8 protein-coding genes, 6 tRNA genes, 9 rRNA genes and 2 pseudogenes are annotated in these 24125 nt (G+C 41.6%); 6 read left to right on the plus strand and 19 right to left on the minus strand.

Features of this window, described 5'->3' with window-relative positions; translation table 11 throughout:
• The first annotated feature begins 360 nt into the window (after positions 1–360).
• From JJC05_RS03290 to JJC05_RS17920, 5 genes are all read left to right on the plus strand, one after another.
• Entirely contained in the window at positions 361–942 is a 582-nt protein-coding gene (locus tag JJC05_RS03290; RefSeq protein WP_258929450.1) for a helix-turn-helix domain-containing protein, read from the plus strand.
• On the plus strand, positions 912–1463 hold the full coding sequence (locus tag JJC05_RS03295; RefSeq protein ID WP_258929753.1) for an IS630 family transposase: 552 nt from the start codon (positions 912–914) through the stop codon (positions 1461–1463). The genes JJC05_RS03290 and JJC05_RS03295 overlap by 31 nt, the downstream gene beginning before the upstream one ends.
• On the plus strand, positions 1435–1674 hold the full coding sequence (locus JJC05_RS19025) for an ISAon1 family transposase N-terminal region protein (protein ID WP_445297833.1): 240 nt from the start codon (positions 1435–1437) through the stop codon (positions 1672–1674). Before JJC05_RS03295 ends, JJC05_RS19025 begins: the two co-directional genes overlap by 29 nt.
• Positions 1675–2063: 389 nt before the next feature.
• Positions 2064–2324, plus strand: coding sequence for a transposase (locus JJC05_RS17915; protein WP_374226369.1), 261 nt, complete (start codon positions 2064–2066; stop codon positions 2322–2324).
• 149 nt (positions 2325–2473) lie between these two features.
• Positions 2474–2743 (plus strand): transposase, encoded by a 270-nt coding sequence (locus JJC05_RS17920; protein ID WP_309597505.1) that lies wholly within the window; start codon positions 2474–2476, stop codon positions 2741–2743.
• A gap of 123 nt (positions 2744–2866) precedes the next feature.
• On the opposite strand, the gene rrf (JJC05_RS03310) is transcribed toward JJC05_RS17920, so the two are convergent.
• From rrf (JJC05_RS03310) to JJC05_RS03385, 16 genes are all read right to left on the minus strand, one after another.
• Positions 2867–2975, minus strand: a 5S ribosomal RNA gene (gene rrf, locus JJC05_RS03310).
• Between the two features lie 201 nt (positions 2976–3176).
• Positions 3177–6087: ribosomal RNA gene (locus JJC05_RS03315) — 23S ribosomal RNA — on the minus strand.
• 207 nt (positions 6088–6294) lie between these two features.
• A tRNA-Ala gene (locus JJC05_RS03320) sits at positions 6295–6368 on the minus strand.
• Between the two features lie 112 nt (positions 6369–6480).
• Positions 6481–6554: transfer RNA gene (locus JJC05_RS03325), tRNA-Ile, on the minus strand.
• A 96-nt stretch (positions 6555–6650) separates the two neighbouring features.
• Positions 6651–8164: ribosomal RNA gene (locus JJC05_RS03330) — 16S ribosomal RNA — on the minus strand.
• Positions 8165–8498: 334 nt separating this feature from the next.
• Positions 8499–8607: ribosomal RNA gene (gene rrf, locus JJC05_RS03335) — 5S ribosomal RNA — on the minus strand.
• Between the two features lie 177 nt (positions 8608–8784).
• Positions 8785–11661: ribosomal RNA gene (locus JJC05_RS03340) — 23S ribosomal RNA — on the minus strand.
• A 207-nt stretch (positions 11662–11868) separates the two neighbouring features.
• Positions 11869–11942: transfer RNA gene (locus JJC05_RS03345), tRNA-Ala, on the minus strand.
• Positions 11943–12054: 112 nt separating this feature from the next.
• Positions 12055–12128: transfer RNA gene (locus tag JJC05_RS03350), tRNA-Ile, on the minus strand.
• A 96-nt stretch (positions 12129–12224) separates the two neighbouring features.
• Positions 12225–13741, minus strand: a 16S ribosomal RNA gene (locus tag JJC05_RS03355).
• A 334-nt stretch (positions 13742–14075) separates the two neighbouring features.
• Positions 14076–14184: ribosomal RNA gene (gene rrf, locus JJC05_RS03360) — 5S ribosomal RNA — on the minus strand.
• A gap of 177 nt (positions 14185–14361) precedes the next feature.
• Positions 14362–17272, minus strand: a 23S ribosomal RNA gene (locus JJC05_RS03365).
• 207 nt (positions 17273–17479) lie between these two features.
• Positions 17480–17553, minus strand: a tRNA-Ala gene (locus tag JJC05_RS03370).
• 112 nt (positions 17554–17665) lie between these two features.
• Positions 17666–17739 (minus strand) — tRNA-Ile (locus JJC05_RS03375).
• 95 nt (positions 17740–17834) lie between these two features.
• A 16S ribosomal RNA gene (locus JJC05_RS03380) occupies positions 17835–19348 on the minus strand.
• The 16S, 23S and 5S rRNA genes sit together here with 6 tRNA genes alongside, the layout of an rRNA operon.
• Before the next feature lie 965 nt (positions 19349–20313).
• On the minus strand, positions 20314–21024 hold the full coding sequence (locus JJC05_RS03385; RefSeq protein ID WP_105197034.1) for a DUF4294 domain-containing protein: 711 nt from the start codon (positions 21022–21024) through the stop codon (positions 20314–20316).
• Between the two features lie 80 nt (positions 21025–21104).
• Between JJC05_RS03385 and JJC05_RS03390 the strand changes: the two are divergent.
• A pseudogene (locus tag JJC05_RS03390) lies at positions 21105–22192 on the plus strand (M42 family metallopeptidase).
• A gap of 401 nt (positions 22193–22593) precedes the next feature.
• Here the strand turns inward: JJC05_RS03390 and JJC05_RS03395 are convergent.
• From JJC05_RS03395 to JJC05_RS03405, 3 genes and pseudogenes are all read right to left on the minus strand, one after another.
• On the minus strand, positions 22594–23007 hold the full coding sequence (locus tag JJC05_RS03395; RefSeq protein ID WP_374226350.1) for a T9SS type A sorting domain-containing protein: 414 nt from the start codon (positions 23005–23007) through the stop codon (positions 22594–22596).
• Positions 22993–23435 (minus strand): annotated as a pseudogene (locus JJC05_RS03400) (M43 family zinc metalloprotease); the annotation flags it as partial. The gene JJC05_RS03395 and the pseudogene JJC05_RS03400, both read right to left, overlap by 15 nt.
• Complete coding sequence (locus JJC05_RS03405) at positions 23410–23886, minus strand: hypothetical protein (RefSeq protein WP_235878211.1); 477 nt, start codon at positions 23884–23886, stop codon at positions 23410–23412. The pseudogene JJC05_RS03400 and the gene JJC05_RS03405, both read right to left, overlap by 26 nt.
• Positions 23887–24125: the final 239 nt, after the last annotated feature.

Consider the following 24125-nt stretch of genomic DNA (forward strand, 5'->3'; position numbering starts at 1 on the left):
ACAAATTTTATATTTTAATTTTACTGTAATAAAATATTTTTTTCATATTCCTAAAAAACAATTAATCCAGACCAAGAACAAAAGTTGGGGAGAATAATTTAAAAAAGAGATCTTTATCAAAATTAAACCCAGATTCCGTATTAGACTTCGTTGTGAAACAAAATTTTTCAATAAATTCAAGTGCTCACGGAAAATTTTAGAAGAAGAAATAGTGAACTATTTTGATGATTAAAATTTGAGTACGTGCTTGAATTTGAAGAAAATAAAGTGGAATAGATTTCTAATGCGTAATCTGGATTAAACACTACTATAAACCCTATAGATCTTTTAAAATTGATGCTTCCTGATACTATTTAAATTTTGAATTTACTGGAATATTACTTACCTTTAGGCATGCCAAAGAAAATCCAAATAGCAATAAAAGAAGATGTTGATTTTTTAGATAAATTACTAGTAAAGACATCTGGATCTTTGAAAAAAGACAGAATAAAGACTTTGATTCTAATTAAGAAAGGAAAATATGTTTTTTATAGTTCCATTGCTAAAAAATTAGGGAGAACCGAGAAGACTGTACGAGGTTGGGCACAGGAGTATCTGAAAAGCGGTATTTCTGAAATGTTAAGTGTTAGAAGTGGAGGAAATAATACAAAGAAAATATCTGAGAAAATGGCCAATGCTATTGAGCAGAAATTGAATGATCCAAAAACAACAATAACATCGTATGTTGAATTGTTGAAGATTCTCGAAAAAGAGCTTAACGAATCGGTTAATTATGGTGCTTTATATGCTCATTGCAAACGCAAGCATCAATCAAAATTGAAAGTTGCAAGAAAATCCCACTATAAAAAGGATGAAAACGCAGAGGCGTTTTTTAAAAAAACCTTGAAAACAAATTTGAAGAGTGTAGAATTATTCTTAATAAAAATAACTTTGAATCTGTAAACCTCTATTTTCAGGATGAAAGTCGTTTCGGTTTGATTACAAAACAGAAAAGAGTTATTACCGCAAAAAGAATAAAAGCCATCGGTACTTATAAACATAGCTATCTTTATAATTGGCTCTGGGGAAGTTTTTCCCCCATAACAGGTGAGAGTTTTTGTATGACAACACAAAGTGTTTGCAAAGAATTATTTGTAAAATATCTGGAAGATTTCAGCAATCACAAGCCAACAGAGTTAAAGATTATGATAATTGATAATGCCGCATTTCATTCCACAAAGGATGTGATAATTCCTGACAATATATTTCTTTTGCCAATTCCACCATATTGCCCAGAACTTAACCCTGCTGAGAAAATGTGGCAATGGATGAAAGATAAAATTGCAATGAAAATTTATGATACTTTAGACGACTTAAACCAAAAAATGGAAGAATTGATTAAAATATCTGATGATAAAACAATTAAATCAATAACAGGCTATCCGTTTTACATGAATGCTTTTTACAGTGTTTTCAAAGTTTAAACGGTATGATTTTCTAGTTGATTATTTTGAAATAATTTCAGTTGATAATTCACAAGAAAGCCTACATCTTTATTTTAAAGAAAAAGCAAAACATCCAAAAGAGTTTGATCACACAGAGTTAGTCACCAAAGACTTAACAGATGAAATAACAATTCAAGATTTTCCACTAAGAGGAAAGTTTGTGTATTTACAAACGTCGTCGTTGGACTAATAAAAACACAGGCGAGATAGCTAAAAGAGATTGGAATTTAGCAGCTAAAGGAACACGTATGACGCAAGAATTTGCGTCTTTTTAAAAGAAATTAATCGATAACACTGCTATAGATTCTCAAATCATTGGTAATTTCTTTGGAGTTAAGGGTGAAAAACTGCAAAGACAGTATAAAAAGCATTTGAGTTCCTTTGGTTCTTCGGAACCAAGAGAACATGCACATCAATAGATCGTTTATCCTCAAAATAGGGGGACACATTTATCTATTGATGAAGTAACTTTGTCTCAGGGTGAACTTTACACTATTGTAACCAACAAAAATTCAAAGGTAAAAAAGTTCCCTAGTAGCTATTATTGCCGGAACAAAAGCAGATCAAGTCATAGAGCATATCAGTAAAATTGATCATAAAAAAAGAAGTTGTGTCAAAGAAATAACATTAAATATGGCTAACACTATAAAATTGATAGCTAAAAAATGTTTCCAAAAAGCAGTACAAATAACCGATAGATTCCATGTCCAAAAACTAGCCTTAGAAGCCTTACAAGAAATCAGAATCAAACACAGGTGGGAAGCTATAGATAAGGGAAATCAAGCCATCCTAAAAGCTAAATCACAAAACACATATTCCACAAGTTTTATCCAATGGTGATTCTCTAAAGCAATTATTAGCTAGATGCAGGTATTTACTATATAAATCTCATGAAAATGGACCCTAAATCAACAAGAAAGAGCTGAAATTTTATTTGAACTTATACAGAGATAAAAACAGCATACCTTTTATCTCAAGAATTAAGAAGGATCTACAACACCAATAACGATAAAAATATTGCAATGTTGAAATTAGCTCATTGGTATAGAAAAGTAGAAGAATCAGGATTTAAAAACTTCAATATTCTTCTAAATACAATAACAGTCAATTATCAATCAATACTAAACTATTTTGATAATAGAAGTACTAATGCAGCTGCTGAATTTTTTAATGTAAAAATAAAAGCCTTTCGAAGTCAGTTTAAAGGGGTAAGAAATATCGATTTTTCCTTATTCAGATTGTCCAATCTTTTTGCCTAATTCCCAACTTTTGTTGTTGATTCCACGGTAGCTTGCTACGCCCGCTCACGCGATGATTGCGGTATTCCATTAGCAATTTCTATAAAACAAAAACCCCTCATCGTATAGATGAAGGGTTTTAAAGAAAGGCAGCGATCTACTCTCCCACAATATGCAGTACCATCGACGCTGGCGGGCTTAACTTCTCTGTTCGAAATGGGAAGAGGTGAGCCCCGCCGCAATAACCACCTTAAGGTTTTAAAGGCATTAGCTAATAGCCATAAGCCACTAGTTTGTGCTTTTCCATTAAACTCTTGGCTTATGCCTTTTGCCTAATGGCTAATATTTTAACATATTGAGATAAATATTCAAATTTGTTTATAATCCTTTTTAGGTAAAGAAAGAATTTTACGCCCCACCTCGGCTCCTCCCCTTTGGGGAGGTTGGGTGGGGCCACAATAAGCTTACGGGTTATTAGTACTACTTGACTCTGACATTACTGCCTTTACATCTATAGCCTATCAACGTGGTCATCTTCCACGACCCTTAAAAGAAATCTCATCTTGTGGTGGGTTTCGCGCTTATATGCTTTCAGCGCTTATCCCTTCCCAACGTAGCTACTCTGCGGTGCTCCCGGCGGAACAACAGATACACCAGCGGTTGGTCCAACTCGGTCCTCTCGTACTAGAGTCAGATCCACTCAAATTTCTAACGCCCACAGTAGATAGAGACCGAACTGTCTCACGACGTTCTGAACCCAGCTCGCGTGCCACTTTAATGGGCGAACAGCCCAACCCTTGGGACCTTCTCCAGCCCCGGGATGTGACGAGCCGACATCGAGGTGCCAAACCCCCCGTCGATGTGAGCTCTTGGGGGAGATCAGCCTGTTATCCCCGGCGTACCTTTTATCCTTTGAGCGATGGCCCTTCCATGCGGAACCACCGGATCACTATGCTCTACTTTCGTACCTGATCGACCTGTATGTCTCTCAGTCAAGCTCCCTTTTGCCATTGCACTCTACGCACGGTTACCAAGCGTGCTGAGGGAACCTTTAGAAGCCTCCGTTACTCTTTTGGAGGCGACCACCCCAGTCAAACTACCCACCAAGCAATGTCCTCCTTTTTTAGGAGTTAGACCTCAGATAAGCAAAGGGTGGTATTTCAACAATGACTCCACAACGCCTAGCGACGCCATTTCACAGTCTCCCACCTATCCTACACATCACTTATCCAAGACCAATACTAAGCTATAGTAAAGGTGCACAGGGTCTTTTCGTCCCACTGCGGGTAATCGGCATCTTCACCGATACTACAATTTCACCGAGCTCATGGCTGAGACAGTGTCCAGATCGTTACACCATTCGTGCAGGTCGGAACTTACCCGACAAGGAATTTCGCTACCTTAGGACCGTTATAGTTACGGCCGCCGTTTACTGGGGCTTCAATTCAATGCTTCTCCGAAGATAACATCTCCTCTTAACCTTCCAGCACCGGGCAGGTGTCAGGCCCTATACGTCATCTTACGATTTTGCAGAGCCCTGTGTTTTTGATAAACAGTCGCCTGGACCTTTTCACTGCGGCCAGCTTGCGCTGGCGACCTTTCTCCCGAAGTTACAGGTCTATTTTGCCTAATTCCTTAGCCATGAATCTCTCGAGCGCCTTAGGATACTCTCCTCAACTACCTGTGTCGGTTTACGGTACGGGTACTTATAATCTATGTTTAGAAGGTTTTCTTGGCAGCCTTTAGGTACACTATCCCTTCATCCGAAGAATCCGAGTACTATCGCATTTCACCAGTCCCAGCGGATTTGCCTACCGGGCCTTTAGCTAAGTGCTTTAACGAACTATTCCGTCAGTTCGCGGTACTTTCACCACTGCGTCACTCCATCACAATTATAACTAGTACGGGAATATTAACCCGTTGGCCATCGACTACTCCTTTCGGATTTGCCTTAGGACCCGACTAACCCGCAGCTGATTAGCATAGCTGCGGAAACCTTAGTTTTTCGGCGGGGGTGTTTCTCGCACCCCTTATCGTTACTTATGCCTACATTTTCTTTTCTAACCTCTCCAGCACCTCTCACAAGATACCTTCGGCGATGTTAGAATGCTCCCCTACCACTTGTACTTAGTACAAATCCATAGCTTCGGTAGTATACTTATGCCCGATTATTATCCATGCTCGATCGCTCGACTAGTGAGCTGTTACGCACTCTTTAAATGAATGGCTGCTTCCAAGCCAACATCCTAGCTGTCGATGCAATCAAACCGCGTTTGTTCAACTTAGCATACATTTGGGGACCTTAGCTGATGGTCTGGGTTCTTTCCCTCTCGGACTTGGACCTTAGCACCCAAGCCCTCACTGCTCAATATATTATATAGCATTCGGAGTTTGTCAGGAATTGGTAGGCGGTGAAGCCCCCGCATCCAATCAGTAGCTCTACCTCTATATAACTTAACTTGAGCGCTGCACCTAAATGCATTTCGGGGAGTACGAGCTATTTCCGAGTTTGATTGGCCTTTCACCCCTACCCACAGATCATCCCAAGACTTTTCAACGTCAACGGGTTCGGACCTCCACTTTGGGTTAACAAAGCTTCATCCTGTCCATGGGTAGATCACACGGTTTCGCGTCTACCACTACTGACTTAAGCGTATAAATACGCTTTCAATCCCTTAGATTGAATCGCGCCCTATTCAGACTCGCTTTCGCTACGGATCCGTGACTTAATCACTTAACCTTGCCAGCAACGGTAACTCGTAGGCTCATTATGCAAAAGGCACGCCGTCACAGATTATGCTGCTCCGACCGCTTGTAGGCGTATGGTTTCAGGTTCTATTTCACTCCGTTATTCACGGTTCTTTTCACCTTTCCCTCACGGTACTGGTTCACTATCGGTCTCTCAGGAGTATTTAGCCTTAGCGGATGGTCCCGCCAGATTCAGACAGGGTTTCACGTGCCCCGCCCTACTCAGGATAACACTATTCTTTATATTCTTTACTTATACGGGACTATCACCCTCTTGGGTTAACCTTTCCAGAGTTATTCTAATTCAGTTTACAAGAAATATTGTGGTCCTACAACCCCGTTATTGCCGTAACAACAACGGTTTGGGCTAATGCGCTTTCGCTCGCCACTACTTACGCAATCACTTTTGTTTTCTTCTCCTCCGCCTACTTAGATGTTTCAGTTCAGCGGGTTCGCCTCCTATCGGATACTATGTCTTCAACATAGTGGGTTGCCCCATTGGGATATCTGCGGATCAATTCGTATGTGCCGATCCCCGCAGCTTTTCGCAGCTTATCACGTCCTTCTTCGCCTCTGAGAGCCTAGGCATTCCCCATACGCCCTTATTTTGCTTATTGTTTTCTTTATTCTTTTAGCCATTAGTCAATAGCCATAAGCCACTAGTGCCTATTGCTTTTTTACTAATCACTAAAGATGTTCTTTCTACTTGTTTGTATGTTTATCTCAATATGTCAATGAACTTTGAGCCCCCTCCAGCTCCCCCGAAGGGGGAGAGCCGATTGCTCTGTGTCCCTCCCCTTTGGGAAGGTTAGGAGGGGCTGTTGTGGAGAATATCGGAGTCGAACCGATGACCTCCTGCGTGCAAGGCAGGCGCTCTAGCCAGCTGAGCTAATCCCCCATTGTCTATTTTGAATGTTGAATTATTTTTTTGAATTATTTTTCAAATTCATCATTTAAAATTTATAATTCAAAATTCGCTTCTAGAATTTCCTTTTTATAACTTTAAATAGTAGTCCCGGGCAGACTCGAACTGCCGACCCCTACATTATCAGTGTAGTACTCTAACCAGCTGAGCTACGAGACTCTGTATTTTAAGCCTTTTCTTTTTTTTGAATTAACAGCGAGAGTAAGATTTTAATTTAAATTTAATTTTAAATCACATCCTTTTTTTTGTCTCTAGAAAGGAGGTGTTCCAGCCGCACCTTCCGGTACGGCTACCTTGTTACGACTTAGCCCTAGTTACCAGTTTTACCCTAGGCAGCTCCTTGCGGTCACCGACTTCAGGTACCCCCAGCTTCCATGGCTTGACGGGCGGTGTGTACAAGGCCCGGGAACGTATTCACCGCAGCATGGCTGATCTGCGATTACTAGCGAATCCAGCTTCACGGAGTCGAGTTGCAGACTCCGATCCGAACTGAGAACGGTTTTTTAGATTCGCGCCTACTTGCGTAGTGGCTGCTCTCTGTACCGTCCATTGTAGCACGTGTGTAGCCCAAGGCGTAAGGGCCGTGATGATTTGACGTCATCCCCACCTTCCTCACGGTTTGCACCGGCAGTCTTGTTAGAGTTCCCGACCTTACTCGATGGCAACTAACAACAGGGGTTGCGCTCGTTATAGGACTTAACCTGACACCTCACGGCACGAGCTGACGACAACCATGCAGCACCTTGAAAAACGTCCGAAGAAAGATCTGTTTCCAAATCTGTCGTTTCCCATTTAAGCCTTGGTAAGGTTCCTCGCGTATCATCGAATTAAACCACATGCTCCTCCGCTTGTGCGGGCCCCCGTCAATTCCTTTGAGTTTCACTCTTGCGAGCGTACTCCCGTGTGGGATACTTATCACTTTCGCTTAGCCACTCAGGTTACCCCAAACAGCTAGTATCCATCGTTTACGGCGTGGACTACCGGGTATCTAATCCTGTTCGCTCCCCACGCTTTCGTCCATCAGCGTCAATATACTCGTAGTAACCTGCCTTCGCAATTGGTATTCCATGTAATCTCTAAGCATTTCACCGCTACACTACATATTCTAGTTACTTCCAAGTAATTCAAGTCTTACAGTATCAATGGCCGTTTGATCGTTGAGCGACCAGATTTCACCACTGACTTATAAAACCGCCTACGGACCCTTTAAACCCAATGATTCCGGATAACGCTTGGATCCTCCGTATTACCGCGGCTGCTGGCACGGAGTTAGCCGATCCTTATTCTTACAGTACCGTCAAGCTCCCTCGCAAGGGAGTGTTTCTTCCTGTACAAAAGCAGTTTACACACCATAGATGCGTCATCCTGCACGCGGCATGGCTGGGTCAGTCTTGCGACCATTGCCCAATATTCCTCACTGCTGCCTCCCGTAGGAGTCTGGTCCGTGTCTCAGTACCAGTGTGGGGGATCTCCCTCTCAGGACCCCTACCCATCGTAGCCATGGTAAGCCGTTACCTTACCATCTAGCTAATGGGACGCATGCTCATCTTGTACCGTTGGAACTTTAATCATAATGTGAGGCCACATCATAATACTATGGGGTATTAATCCAAATTTCTCTGGGCTATCCCCCTGTACAAGGTAGATTACATACGCGTTACGCACCCGTGCGCCGGTCTCAAAGGAGCAAGCTCCTTCTACCCCTCGACTTGCATGTGTTAAGCCTGCCGCTAGCGTTCATCCTGAGCCGGGATCAAACTCTTCATCGTATATCTTTTGTAACCCTAAGGTTAAATATTATGGACAAAGAATGCTAGTTTTCTTACTCTCTTAAATTTTATTGTTTTAATATCTCTATTAAAACGTGCTGTCAATCCAATATGTCTATGAACTTTTTATTCTTATTTTCGCTTTTGACTTAGCGTCTTAGCGGGTGCAAAGATAGTGTTTCTTTTAGTATTTCCAAGGGTTTTCTTATTTTTTTTCAAAAATTTTAAAATTCTTGGTTTTCAATCTATTTAGGAACTTTTGTACTTTGCGAGGATAAAAAATCCCCTGATCTACAGGGGAATTTTATGTCGATTCCAACTATTTTGGAATAAAGAAAGGCAGCGATCTACTCTCCCACAATATGCAGTACCATCGACGCTGGCGGGCTTAACTTCTCTGTTCGAAATGGGAAGAGGTGAGCCCCGCCGCAATAACCACCTTAAGGTTTTAAAGGCATTAGCTAATAGCCATAAGCCACTAGTTTGTGCTTTTCCATTAAACTCTTGGCTTATGCCTTTTGCCTAATGGCTAATATTTTAACATATTGAGATAAATATTCAATTTAGAAAGAATTTTACGCCCCACCTGGCTCCTCCCCTTTGGGGAGGTTGGGTGGGGCTACAATAAGCTTACGGGTTATTAGTACTACTTGACTCTGACATTACTGCCTTTACATCTATAGCCTATCAACGTGGTCATCTTCCACGACCCTTAAAAGAAATCTCATCTTGTGGTGGGTTTCGCGCTTATATGCTTTCAGCGCTTATCCCTTCCCAACGTAGCTACTCTGCGGTGCTCCTGGCGGAACAACAGATACACCAGCGGTTGGTCCAACTCGGTCCTCTCGTACTAGAGTCAGATCCACTCAAATTTCTAACGCCCACAGTAGATAGAGACCGAACTGTCTCACGACGTTCTGAACCCAGCTCGCGTGCCACTTTAATGGGCGAACAGCCCAACCCTTGGGACCTTCTCCAGCCCCGAGGATGTGACGAGCCGACATCGAGGTGCCAAACCCCCCGTCGATGTGAGCTCTTGGGGGAGATCAGCCTGTTATCCCCGGCGTACCTTTTATCCTTTGAGCGATGGCCCTTCCATGCGGAACCACCGGATCACTATGCTCTACTTTCGTACCTGATCGACCTGTATGTCTCTCAGTCAAGCTCCCTTTTGCCATTGCACTCTACGCACGGTTACCAAGCGTGCTGAGGGAACCTTTAGAAGCCTCCGTTACTCTTTTGGAGGCGACCACCCCAGTCAAACTACCCACCAAGCAATGTCCTCCTTTTTTAGGAGTTAGACCTCAGATAAGCAAAGGGTGGTATTTCAACAATGACTCCACAACGCCTAGCGACGCCATTTCACAGTCTCCCACCTATCCTACACATCACTTATCCAAGACCAATACTAAGCTATAGTAAAGGTGCACAGGGTCTTTTCGTCCCACTGCGGGTAATCGGCATCTTCACCGATACTACAATTTCACCGAGCTCATGGCTGAGACAGTGTCCAGATCGTTACACCATTCGTGCAGGTCGGAACTTACCCGACAAGGAATTTCGCTACCTTAGGACCGTTATAGTTACGGCCGCCGTTTACTGGGGCTTCAATTCAATGCTTCTCCGAAGATAACATCTCCTCTTAACCTTCCAGCACCGGGCAGGTGTCAGGCCCTATACGTCATCTTACGATTTTGCAGAGCCCTGTGTTTTTGATAAACAGTCGCCCTGGACCTTTTCACTGCGGCCAGCTTGCGCTGGCGACCTTTCTCCCGAAGTTACAGGTCTATTTTGCCTAATTCCTTAGCCATGAATCTCTCGAGCGCCTTAGGATACTCTCCTCAACTACCTGTGTCGGTTTACGGTACGGGTACTTATAATCTATGTTTAGAAGGTTTTCTTGGCAGCCTTTAGGTACACTATCCCTTCATCCGAAGAATCCGAGTACTATCGCATTTCACCAGTCCCAGCGGATTTGCCTACCGGGCCTTTAGCTAAGTGCTTTAACGAACTATTCCGTCAGTTCGCGGTACTTTCACCACTGCGTCACTCCATCACAATTATAACTAGTACGGGAATATTAACCCGTTGGCCATCGACTACTCCTTTCGGATTTGCCTTAGGACCCGACTAACCCGCAGCTGATTAGCATAGCTGCGGAAACCTTAGTTTTTCGGCGGGGGTGTTTCTCGCACCCCTTATCGTTACTTATGCCTACATTTTCTTTTCTAACCTCTCCAGCACCTCTCACAAGATACCTTCGGCGATGTTAGAATGCTCCCCTACCACTTGTACTTAGTACAAATCCATAGCTTCGGTAGTATACTTATGCCCGATTATTATCCATGCTCGATCGCTCGACTAGTGAGCTGTTACGCACTCTTTAAATGAATGGCTGCTTCCAAGCCAACATCCTAGCTGTCGATGCAATCAAACCGCGTTTGTTCAACTTAGCATACATTTGGGGACCTTAGCTGATGGTCTGGGTTCTTTCCCTCTCGGACTTGGACCTTAGCACCCAAGCCCTCACTGCTCAATATATTATATAGCATTCGGAGTTTGTCAGGAATTGGTAGGCGGTGAAGCCCCCGCATCCAATCAGTAGCTCTACCTCTATATAACTTAACTTGAGCGCTGCACCTAAATGCATTTCGGGGAGTACGAGCTATTTCCGAGTTTGATTGGCCTTTCACCCCTACCCACAGATCATCCCAAGACTTTTCAACGTCAACGGGTTCGGACCTCCACTTTGGGTTAACAAAGCTTCATCCTGTCCATGGGTAGATCACACGGTTTCGCGTCTACCACTACTGACTTAAGCGCCCTATTCAGACTCGCTTTCGCTACGGATCCGTGACTTAATCACTTAACCTTGCCAGCAACGGTAACTCGTAGGCTCATTATGCAAAAGGCACGCCGTCACAGATTATGCTGCTCCGACCGCTTGTAGGCGTATGGTTTCAGGTTCTATTTCACTCCGTTATTCACGGTTCTTTTCACCTTTCCCTCACGGTACTGGTTCACTATCGGTCTCTCAGGAGTATTTAGCCTTAGCGGATGGTCCCGCCAGATTCAGACAGGGTTTCACGTGCCCCGCCCTACTCAGGATAACACTATTCTTTATATTCTTTACTTATACGGGACTATCACCCTCTTGGGTTAACCTTTCCAAAGTTATTCTAATTCAGTTTACAAGAAATATTGTGGTCCTACAACCCCGTTATTGCCGTAACAACAACGGTTTGGGCTAATGCGCTTTCGCTCGCCACTACTTACGCAATCACTTTTGTTTTCTTCTCCTCCGCCTACTTAGATGTTTCAGTTCAGCGGGTTCGCCTCCTATCGGATACTATGTCTTCAACATAGTGGGTTGCCCCATTGGGATATCTGCGGATCAATTCGTATGTGCCGATCCCCGCAGCTTTTCGCAGCTTATCACGTCCTTCTTCGCCTCTGAGAGCCTAGGCATTCCCCATACGCCCTTATTTTGCTTATTGTTTTCTTTATTCTTTTAGCCATTAGTCAATAGCCATAAGCCACTAGTGCCTATTGCTTTTTTACTAATCACTAAAGATGTTCTTTCTACTTGTTTGTATGTTTATCTCAATATGTCAATGAACTTTGAGCCCCCTCCAGCTCCCCCGAAGGGGGAGAGCCGATTGCTCTGTGTCCCTCCCCTTTGGGAAGGTTAGGAGGGGCTGTTGTGGAGAATATCGGAGTCGAACCGATGACCTCCTGCGTGCAAGGCAGGCGCTCTAGCCAGCTGAGCTAATCCCCCATTGTCTATTTTGAATGTTGAATTATTTTTTTGAATTATTTTTCAAATTCATCATTTAAAATTTATAATTCAAAATTCGCTTCTAGAATTTCCTTTTTATAACTTTAAATAGTAGTCCCGGGCAGACTCGAACTGCCGACCCCTACATTATCAGTGTAGTACTCTAACCAGCTGAGCTACGAGACTCTGTATTTTAAGCCTTTTCTTTTTTTTGAATTAACAGCGAGAGTAAGATTTTAATTTAAATTTAATTTTAAATCACATCCTTTTTTTTGTCTCTAGAAAGGAGGTGTTCCAGCCGCACCTTCCGGTACGGCTACCTTGTTACGACTTAGCCCTAGTTACCAGTTTTACCCTAGGCAGCTCCTTGCGGTCACCGACTTCAGGTACCCCCAGCTTCCATGGCTTGACGGGCGGTGTGTACAAGGCCCGGGAACGTATTCACCGCAGCATGGCTGATCTGCGATTACTAGCGAATCCAGCTTCACGGAGTCGAGTTGCAGACTCCGATCCGAACTGAGAACGGTTTTTTAGATTCGCGCCTACTTGCGTAGTGGCTGCTCTCTGTACCGTCCATTGTAGCACGTGTGTAGCCCAAGGCGTAAGGGCCGTGATGATTTGACGTCATCCCCACCTTCCTCACGGTTTGCACCGGCAGTCTTGTTAGAGTTCCCGACCTTACTCGATGGCAACTAACAACAGGGGTTGCGCTCGTTATAGGACTTAACCTGACACCTCACGGCACGAGCTGACGACAACCATGCAGCACCTTGAAAAACGTCCGAAGAAAGATCTGTTTCCAAATCTGTCGTTTCCCATTTAAGCCTTGGTAAGGTTCCTCGCGTATCATCGAATTAAACCACATGCTCCTCCGCTTGTGCGGGCCCCCGTCAATTCCTTTGAGTTTCACTCTTGCGAGCGTACTCCCCGGTGGGATACTTATCACTTTCGCTTAGCCACTCAGATTACTCCAAACAGCTAGTATCCATCGTTTACGGCGTGGACTACCGGGGGTATCTAATCCTGTTCGCTCCCCACGCTTTCGTCCATCAGCGTCAATATACTCGTAGTAACCTGCCTTCGCAATTGGTATTCCATGTAATCTCTAAGCATTTCACCGCTACACTACATATTCTAGTTACTTCCAAGTAATTCAAGTCTTACAGTATCAATGGCCGTTTGATCGTTGAGCGACCAGATTTCACCACTGACTTATAAAACCGCCTACGGACCCTTTAAACCCAATGATTCCGGATAACGCTTGGATCCTCCGTATTACCGCGGCTGCTGGCACGGAGTTAGCCGATCCTTATTCTTACAGTACCGTCAAGCTCCCTCGCAAGGGAGTGTTTCTTCCTGTACAAAAGCAGTTTACACACCATAGATGCGTCATCCTGCACGCGGCATGGCTGGGTCAGTCTTGCGACCATTGCCCAATATTCCTCACTGCTGCCTCCCGTAGGAGTCTGGTCCGTGTCTCAGTACCAGTGTGGGGGATCTCCCTCTCAGGACCCCTACCCATCGTAGCCATGGTAAGCCGTTACCTTACCATCTAGCTAATGGGACGCATGCTCATCTTGTACCGTTGGAACTTTAATCATAATGTGAGGCCACATCATAATACTATGGGGTATTAATCCAAATTTCTCTGGGCTATCCCCCTGTACAAGGTAGATTACATACGCGTTACGCACCCGTGCGCCGGTCTCAAAGGAGCAAGCTCCTTCTACCCCTCGACTTGCATGTGTTAAGCCTGCCGCTAGCGTTCATCCTGAGCCGAGGATCAAACTCTTCATCGTATATCTTTTGTAACCCTAAGGTTAAATATTATGGACAAAGAATGCTAGTTTTCTTACTCTCTTAAATTTTATTGTTTTAATATCTCTATTAAAACGTGCTGTCAATCCAATATGTCTATGAACTTTTTATTCTTATTTTCGCTTTTGACTTAGCGTCTTAGCGGGTGCAAAGATAGTGTTTCTTTTAGTATTTCCAAGGGTTTTCTTATTTTTTTTCAAAAATTTTAAAATTCTTGGTTTTCAATCTATTTAGGAACTTTTGTACTTTGCGAGGATAAAAAATCCCCTGATCTACAGGGGAATTTTATGTCGATTCCAACTATTTTGGAATAAAGAAAGGCAGCGATCTACTCTCCCACAATATGCAGTACCATCGACGCTGGCGGGCTTAACTTCTCTGTTCGAAATGGGAAGAGGTGAGCCCCGCCGCAATAACCACCTTAAGGTTTTAAAGGCATTAGCTAATAGCCATAAGCCACTAGTTTGTGCTTTTCCATTAAACTCTTGGCTTATGCCTTTTGCCTAATGGCTAATATTTTAACATATTGAGATAAATATTCAATTTAGAAAGAATTTTACGCCCCACCTGGCTCCTCCCCTTTGGGGAGGTTGGGTGGGGCTACAATAAGCTTACGGGTTATTAGTACTACTTGACTCTGACATTACTGCCTTTACATCTATAGCCTATCAACGTGGTCATCTTCCACGACCCTTAAAAGAAATCTCATCTTGTGGTGGGTTTCGCGCTTATATGCTTTCAGCGCTTATCCCTTCCCAACGTAGCTACTCTGCGGTGCTCCTGGCGGAACAACAGATACACCAGCGGTTGGTCCAACTCGGTCCTCTCGTACTAGAGTCAGATCCACTCAAATTTCTAACGCCCACAGTAGATAGAGACCGAACTGTCTCACGACGTTCTGAACCCAGCTCGCGTGCCACTTTAATGGGCGAACAGCCCAACCCTTGGGACCTTCTCCAGCCCCGTGGATGTGACGAGCCGACATCGAGGTGCCAAACCCCCCGTCGATGTGAGCTCTTGGGGGAGATCAGCCTGTTATCCCCGGCGTACCTTTTATCCTTTGAGCGATGGCCCTTCCATGCGGAACCACCGGATCACTATGCTCTACTTTCGTACCTGATCGACCTGTATGTCTCTCAGTCAAGCTCCCTTTTGCCATTGCACTCTACGCACGGTTACCAAGCGTGCTGAGGGAACCTTTAGAAGCCTCCGTTACTCTTTTGGAGGCGACCACCCCAGTCAAACTACCCACCAAGCAATGTCCTCCTTTTTTAGGAGTTAGACCTCAGATAAGCAAAGGGTGGTATTTCAACAATGACTCCACAACGCCTAGCGACGCCATTTCACAGTCTCCCACCTATCCTACACATCACTTATCCAAGACCAATACTAAGCTATAGTAAAGGTGCACAGGGTCTTTTCGTCCCACTGCGGGTAATCGGCATCTTCACCGATACTACAATTTCACCGAGCTCATGGCTGAGACAGTGTCCAGATCGTTACACCATTCGTGCAGGTCGGAACTTACCCGACAAGGAATTTCGCTACCTTAGGACCGTTATAGTTACGGCCGCCGTTTACTGGGGCTTCAATTCAATGCTTCTCCGAAGATAACATCTCCTCTTAACCTTCCAGCACCGGGCAGGTGTCAGGCCCTATACGTCATCTTACGATTTTGCAGAGCCCTGTGTTTTTGATAAACAGTCGCCTGGACCTTTTCACTGCGGCCAGCTTGCGCTGGCGACCTTTCTCCCGAAGTTACAGGTCTATTTTGCCTAATTCCTTAGCCATGAATCTCTCGAGCGCCTTAGGATACTCTCCTCAACTACCTGTGTCGGTTTACGGTACGGGTACTTATAATCTATGTTTAGAAGGTTTTCTTGGCAGCCTTTAGGTACACTATCCCTTCATCCGAAGAATCCGAGTACTATCGCATTTCACCAGTCCCAGCGGATTTGCCTACCGGGCCTTTAGCTAAGTGCTTTAACGAACTATTCCGTCAGTTCGCGGTACTTTCACCACTGCGTCACTCCATCACAATTATAACTAGTACGGGAATATTAACCCGTTGGCCATCGACTACTCCTTTCGGATTTGTCTTAGGACCCGACTAACCCGCAGCTGATTAGCATAGCTGCGGAAACCTTAGTTTTTCGGCGGGGGTGTTTCTCGCACCCCTTATCGTTACTTATGCCTACATTTTCTTTTCTAACCTCTCCAGCACCTCTCACAAGATACCTTCGGCGATGTTAGAATGCTCCCCTACCACTTGTACTTAGTACAAATCCATAGCTTCGGTAGTATACTTATGCCCGATTATTATCCATGCTCGATCGCTCGACTAGTGAGCTGTTACGCACTCTTTAAATGAATGGCTGCTTCCAAGCCAACATCCTAGCTGTCGATGCAATCAAACCGCGTTTGTTCAACTTAGCATACATTTGGGGACCTTAGCTGATGGTCTGGGTTCTTTCCCTCTCGGACTTGGACCTTAGCACCCAAGCCCTCACTGCTCAATATATTATATAGCATTCGGAGTTTGTCAGGAATTGGTAGGCGGTGAAGCCCCCGCATCCAATCAGTAGCTCTACCTCTATATAACTTAACTTGAGCGCTGCACCTAAATGCATTTCGGGGAGTACGAGCTATTTCCGAGTTTGATTGGCCTTTCACCCCTACCCACAGATCATCCCAAGACTTTTCAACGTCAACGGGTTCGGACCTCCACTTTGGGTTAACAAAGCTTCATCCTGTCCATGGGTAGATCACACGGTTTCGCGTCTACCACTACTGACTTAAGCGTATAAATACGCTTTCAATCCCTTAGATTGAATCGCGCCCTATTCAGACTCGCTTTCGCTACGGATCCGTGACTTAATCACTTAACCTTGCCAGCAACGGTAACTCGTAGGCTCATTATGCAAAGGCACGCCGTCACAACTTACGTTGCTCCGACCGCTTGTAGGCGTATGGTTTCAGGTTCTATTTCACTCCGTTATTCACGGTTCTTTTCACCTTTCCCTCACGGTACTGGTTCACTATCGGTCTCTCAGGAGTATTTAGCCTTAGCGGATGGTCCCGCCAGATTCAGACAGGGTTTCACGTGCCCCGCCCTACTCAGGATAACACTATTCTTTATATTCTTTACTTATACGGGACTATCACCCTCTTGGGTTAACCTTTCCAAAGTTATTCTAATTCAGTTTACAAGAAATATTGTGGTCCTACAACCCCGTTATTGCCGTAACAACAACGGTTTGGGCTAATGCGCTTTCGCTCGCCACTACTTACGCAATCACTTTTGTTTTCTTCTCCTCCGCCTACTTAGATGTTTCAGTTCAGCGGGTTCGCCTCCTATCGGATACTATGTCTTCAACATAGTGGGTTGCCCCATTGGGATATCTGCGGATCAATTCGTATGTGCCGATCCCCGCAGCTTTTCGCAGCTTATCACGTCCTTCTTCGCCTCTGAGAGCCTAGGCATTCCCCATACGCCCTTATTTTGCTTATTGTTTTCTTTATTCTTTTAGCCATTAGTCAATAGCCATAAGCCACTAGTGCCTATTGCTTTTTTACTAATCACTAAAGATGTTCTTTCTACTTGTTTGTATGTTTATCTCAATATGTCAATGAACTTTGAGCCCCCTCCAGCTCCCCCGAAGGGGGAGAGCCGATTGCTCTGTGTTCCTCCCCTTTGGGAAGGTTAGGAGGGGCTGTTGTGGAGAATATCGGAGTCGAACCGATGACCTCCTGCGTGCAAGGCAGGCGCTCTAGCCAGCTGAGCTAATCCCCCATTGTCTATTTTGAATGTTGAATTATTTTTTTGAATTATTTTTCAAATTCATCATTTAAAATTTATAATTCAAAATTCGCTTCTAGAATTTCCTTTTTATAACTTTAAATAGTAGTCCCGGGCAGACTCGAACTGCCGACCCCTACATTATCAGTGTAGTACTCTAACCAGCTGAGCTACGAGACTCTGTATTTTAAGCCTTTTCTTTTTTTTGAATTAACAGCGAGAGTAAGATTTTAATTTAAATTTAATTTTAAATCACATCCTTTTTTTGTCTCTAGAAAGGAGGTGTTCCAGCCGCACCTTCCGGTACGGCTACCTTGTTACGACTTAGCCCTAGTTACCAGTTTTACCCTAGGCAGCTCCTTGCGGTCACCGACTTCAGGTACCCCCAGCTTCCATGGCTTGACGGGCGGTGTGTACAAGGCCCGGGAACGTATTCACCGCAGCATGGCTGATCTGCGATTACTAGCGAATCCAGCTTCACGGAGTCGAGTTGCAGACTCCGATCCGAACTGAGAACGGTTTTTTAGATTCGCGCCTACTTGCGTAGTGGCTGCTCTCTGTACCGTCCATTGTAGCACGTGTGTAGCCCAAGGCGTAAGGGCCGTGATGATTTGACGTCATCCCCACCTTCCTCACGGTTTGCACCGGCAGTCTTGTTAGAGTTCCCGACCTTACTCGATGGCAACTAACAACAGGGGTTGCGCTCGTTATAGGACTTAACCTGACACCTCACGGCACGAGCTGACGACAACCATGCAGCACCTTGAAAAACGTCCGAAGAAAGATCTGTTTCCAAATCTGTCGTTTCCCATTTAAGCCTTGGTAAGGTTCCTCGCGTATCATCGAATTAAACCACATGCTCCTCCGCTTGTGCGGGCCCCCGTCAATTCCTTTGAGTTTCACTCTTGCGAGCGTACTCCCGTGTGGGATACTTATCACTTTCGCTTAGCCACTCAGGTTGCCCCAAACAGCTAGTATCCATCGTTTACGGCGTGGACTACCGGGTATCTAATCCTGTTCGCTCCCCACGCTTTCGTCCATCAGCGTCAATATACTCGTAGTAACCTGCCTTCGCAATTGGTATTCCATGTAATCTCTAAGCATTTCACCGCTACACTACATATTCTAGTTACTTCCAAGTAATTCAAGTCTTACAGTATCAATGGCCGTTTGATCGTTGAGCGACCAGATTTCACCACTGACTTATAAAACCGCCTACGGACCCTTTAAACCCAATGATTCCGGATAACGCTTGGATCCTCCGTATTACCGCGGCTGCTGGCACGGAGTTAGCCGATCCTTATTCTTACAGTACCGTCAAGCTCCCTCGCAAGGGAGTGTTTCTTCCTGTACAAAAGCAGTTTACACACCATAGATGCGTCATCCTGCACGCGGCATGGCTGGGTCAGTCTTGCGACCATTGCCCAATATTCCTCACTGCTGCCTCCCGTAGGAGTCTGGTCCGTGTCTCAGTACCAGTGTGGGGGATCTCCCTCTCAGGACCCCTACCCATCGTAGCCATGGTAAGCCGTTACCTTACCATCTAGCTAATGGGACGCATGCTCATCTTGTACCGTTGGAACTTTAATCATAATGTGAGGCCACATCATAATACTATGGGGTATTAATCCAAATTTCTCTGGGCTATCCCCCTGTACAAGGTAGATTACATACGCGTTACGCACCCGTGCGCCGGTCTCAAAGGAGCAAGCTCCTTCTACCCCTCGACTTGCATGTGTTAAGCCTGCCGCTAGCGTTCATCCTGAGCCGGGATCAAACTCTTCATCGTATATCTTTTGTAACCCTAAGGTTAAATATTGTGGACAAAGAATGCTAGTTTTCTTACTCTCTTAAATTTTATTGTTTTAATATCTCTATTAAAACGTGCTGTCAATCCAATATGTCTATGAACTTTTTATTCTTATTTTTCGCTTTTGACTTAGCGTCTTAGCGGGTGCAAAGGTAAAAATTCTTTTTAAATTCGCAAGACTTTTTTTGAAAACTTTTTTTGAAGTAAGCTTCTAAAAATGTCTTAACAATAACTTAATGAACTTCGCTGTTGCGGGTGCAAAGATACGCTCGTTTTTTTCTTTTTCCTAGTGTTTTGTCTTATTTTTTTAGTTTTTTATTTTAATTGCTGTTTATCAAATAGTTATCTATTACTCCCTTTGTATTATTTTATAGTCCTTTAATTTGTTTGGTTGTTTTTCGAGTCTTGTTATTTTTTTAAACAACATAAGTTCGACATAAGAAACATTGATTTTTAGCATATTACATAGAATCTTTGTGCTTCCGTTAATGTTTTCTTTGTCTTTTTCGTCGTATAGCTATTACATAAAGTATTACACAAAGTTCCTCAAAGAAATATGAAAGAACTGTTTATTAGCAAGTTAAAAGTTTCTTAAGTCGAACTCACGTTAAATAGGTAATGGATTTTTATTTTATTTACTTGTTTGGGCGGAGTTTGATTTTACAAAGGGATATAAGTAATAGATAACGAATCGAATGGAAAATATTTTAAAACGACTGTGTTCTTGAAAGTTTTTATAAACTGAAGAGTTTTAATTTATTTCAAAATTAACAAAGAAACAGGTGACAAAAAGTAAATTTTAAAATATCTAACCAGTTGTTCTAATACTAAAAGAAGTATATAGCTGATTATTTAGATTGATTTCTTTATCTGTTTATTTTGTTTTGGCATCTCTTAACCCAAAGTACGAGATTTCTTTTGATCACCTTATTTCTTTTTATTATCTATTTTTGTAATTCGGGATGTCTTTCTTTATATTCTTTTACTTTTTGACGCCAACTTTTTTGAAGTTCGCTATAATTATGTCCTAATTTAGATTCTTGTGACACTAATCTCCCATCTATAAAGGAGCGATATAGAACGCTTTCTATAAGGTAATCTTCTGCAACTAAATCGGGTTCATATTTGGTTTTTAGATTTATATCAAATAGACTAGCTGTATTGTTAGCCCAAAAGGCTTTCCATCCACTTTTTAATTCAGATATTAGATCATAGGTAGTAACTCCTGTTTGACGATGTATTAGTTTTACTAAAATTTGTCCATCTTTTCTACTTAATTTTTTTAATTGTTCTTCAAATTCTTCTGTTAAAAATTTTTCAACTAATTTGAAATATTTTTTTTTATCGCGTTCTGATTTTAAAAGTTTCATTCCGTTATTAAGTGCCACTAATCTATCTGCTGCAATCTTGGCATAGGGATAGGTTCTCATTACGCGTCGTTTTAGAATCATGAAGCGTTTTCTTTCTTCTTCGCTTTTAAAGTTATATGCTCTGTTTGTTACTAAGACTTCTTCTAATTGATAAGAGACTTGTGCTATGGTATCTTTTATATCTAACTTTTTTTCAATTTCTGTAGAATCTATTTTTACTTCTTGAGCTGTAACTGCTATTACAGAGAAAAACAGAAATACTATGGCTGTGTTATATTTGTGCATTGAATTTTATTTTTGCTCAAAATTATACATTTATTCTACAAGTGTTACTCCATTTTTTTATTTTAGCAAAAATTTTTTTTATGAATACTGAAACAATATTAAATGATCTTTCTATAGACTTTTTAGGGCATTATTTGAACAATGCTTCTCCTACGGGATATGAAAGTGAAGGGCAAAAGATTTGGATGGATTATCTTAAACCTTATGTGGATACGTTCATTACGGATACATACGGAACAGCTGTCGGAATTATAAATCCGGACGCTCCTTATAAGGTGGTCATAGAGGGACACAGTGACGAAATATCTTGGTATGTAAATTATATTACGGAGGATGGTTTGATATATGTGATTCGTAATGGTGGTTCTGATCATCAAATTGCTCCTTCAAAAGGGTAAATATCCATACTAAAAATGGTATTATTAAAGGTGTTTTTGGCTGGCCTGCAATTCATACACGCGGAAGGGGCAAGGAAGAAAGTGCTACCTTACATAATATTTTTATAGATTGTGGATGTAATAGCAAAGAGGAGGTTGAGGCATTAGGTGTACATGTTGGATGTGTTATTACCTACCCTGATGAGTTTATGGTTTTAAATAAGAACAAATTTGTCTGCCGTGCTATAGATAACAGAATGGGAGGGTTTATGATAGCTGAAGTAGCTCGTTTACTAAAAGAGAATAACAAAAAGCTTCCTTTTGGATTGTATATAGTAAATTCTGTACAGGAAGAGATTGGATTACGTGGTGCTGAGATGATTACACAGACTATTAAGCCGAATGTTGCAATTGTAACGGATGTATGTCATGATACGACGACTCCTATGATTGATAAAAAAATTGAAGGTGATTTAAAAATGGGTCGTGGTCCTGTTATTGCTTATGCTCCTGCTGTACAGAATAAATTAAGGGAATTGATTGTTGATACCGCAATAGAAAAGGAAATTCCTTTTCAAAGACATGCTAGCTCTAGAGTAACTGGAACTGATACGGATGCTTTTGCTTATAGTAATGGTGGAGTGGCATCTGCATTGATTTCTTTACCATTACGTTATATGCACACAACGGTAGAAATGGTACATCGGGAGGATGTAGAAAACGTTATAAAACTAATCTATGAAAGTCTTTTAAAAATTGAAAACAACGAAAGTTTTTCATATTTTAAATAAAATCTAAATCTACTCTTAAAAAGAGGATGTTTTTTTTGGAGTAGATTTTTTTATACTATTTTAATTCTATATATTTCCTTAAACCTAAATTTCGCATTAGAATTTTATTTTGCTTTATTTTTATTCAAATTCAAGTAGGTACTTAAATTTTAATCATCAAAATAGTGCTTTATTTATTTTTCTAAAATTTTCCGTGATCACTTGAATTTATTCATTTTTTTCACAACGGAGTCTAATGCGAAATTTGGATTAAAATGAGGTGGTCTCAACTTGATTGTAAAATGGTCTTCCTTTCTCGTATTTGATCTTTTTATTTTGTAATCTTACTTAAAATCTGGAAGAAAAATCTTTGTTTTTCGCCTTTACCATAAAAGATTTAACCACTTGAATATAACTTTTATTTATTTTTTTATTATTTTTTCTGAAAATATTTTTCCTGAGAAGGTTGTTATCCTTATTATGTACAGGCCTGTTTTTAAATTTTCTAATGATTTTAATTCTATTAGGTCTTTATTTTGAGACTGAATATTGATTATCATCTCTTCTCCTAGCATATTAAATAGTTTGATATTTTTTATCTTTTCATTTAGTATAATTTCAATTTTAGAATTAAAAGGATTGGGATATATTTTTATTATTTTTCCTGTTTCAAATGAATTATTAGACAAAAGGGTTTCTTCTTTCAATCCTGTTTCAATTAGGTTTTTTTGTTGCCATAATTCTTTTCTACTGGAGTGGTGTAATGCTTCATACATACGTTCTACTTGTCCTTTTGTAAACATTTTATAACAGCCATAAGATCCATTGTATCCCATATAATTTTCGTTATTCACTTTTTCTTTATTGCAATTAAAAACTGGTTTACAATTATCATTTGCTACGGCAAATTCTTCTTGTGGCGTATCACTTACTTCGTCTGTTCCTGCACAGCCATTTTCAAAAGTGTGTATTAGTCCTAAAAATGTGCAAATTCATGGGTTAGTGTTGACGCAAATTCGTCATCTACATTACCATAAAGAGAGGTTCCGCTATAGACTATTCTGGAAAAATTATCATTTGTTTTTTCTTGATCTGGATAGGTGGCGACTCCTGAATTGTTTTCTTGATCGTCAAAAATATCATTTTGGATATATACATTAATATATTTATTGTTATCCCAAGCATATTTTTTTCGAATTAGGTCTTTCGTTTTTTTGCTATTATTCCCAAATCCTTTTTCATCTTTTTTTATAAAAGATAACACATCCTTCTGGTTTATAGTTCCCTTTTTTTCCAATTTTAGCTAATTCAAACTTTATATTTAATTTAGATTTTATGGATTGAAAATCAGGATCAACGCTATTATAATCATCATTGAGCCCATTAAAATCCTCATTTACTTTTTCTAATGCTTTTTTTATTTTTTCGATTGTAATTTTTTTCTCATCTGGTTGATAATAACCATCTGGAGTGGCTTTTTTAGTTTCTGGATAGTAAACGTATCCTTCATCAAAAACATGAAAAACAACGGGAATAATAAATTCTTTTTCTAAATCTTTATTTTTTATCACATCTGCATCTATCTCTTCATTCCATTTTTTCTTTGCTTTTATTTTTAGGTTATTGAATTGATTCTTATTTATTTCTGCTGTTTTACATTTTATATTTTGAGCAAAAATAGGGCAACTTAATATTAAAATTAGAAGTGTTTTCATTTTCTTACTTATTTCCATATTGTTTTTTTTAAAATGATTTAGAATAGAATTGTAATTTTTTTTGATGTTATTACATCAATATTTCTTTTATCATTGATTAAAGTATGCTAATCGAAAAGTTTGAAGATTGGTTATTTTTTTTAAAAAAAGTAACGAAATCTAAACAGATTAACAGCTTCTTTACTAAAGGAAGGTTTAGCTTTAATTGAGCGTTAAAAATCTACTCCATTTTAAAAAAA

The sequence above is a fragment of the Flavobacterium davisii genome (genome assembly GCF_019565505.1).
GTDB classification, from domain to species: domain Bacteria; phylum Bacteroidota; class Bacteroidia; order Flavobacteriales; family Flavobacteriaceae; genus Flavobacterium; species Flavobacterium davisii.

Coding starts and splice junctions, on each gene's coding strand:
- JJC05_RS19025 (WP_445297833.1), top strand. CDS start 1,435: ATGCTTTTTACAGTGTTTTCAAAGTTTAAACGGTATGATTTTCTAGTT.
- JJC05_RS03385 (WP_105197034.1), bottom strand. CDS start 21,024: ATGCACAAATATAACACAGCCATAGTATTTCTGTTTTTCTCTGTAATA.
- JJC05_RS03395 (WP_374226350.1), bottom strand. CDS start 23,007: ATGGGATACAATGGATCTTATGGCTGTTATAAAATGTTTACAAAAGGA.
- JJC05_RS03405 (WP_235878211.1), bottom strand. CDS start 23,886: ATGAAAACACTTCTAATTTTAATATTAAGTTGCCCTATTTTTGCTCAA.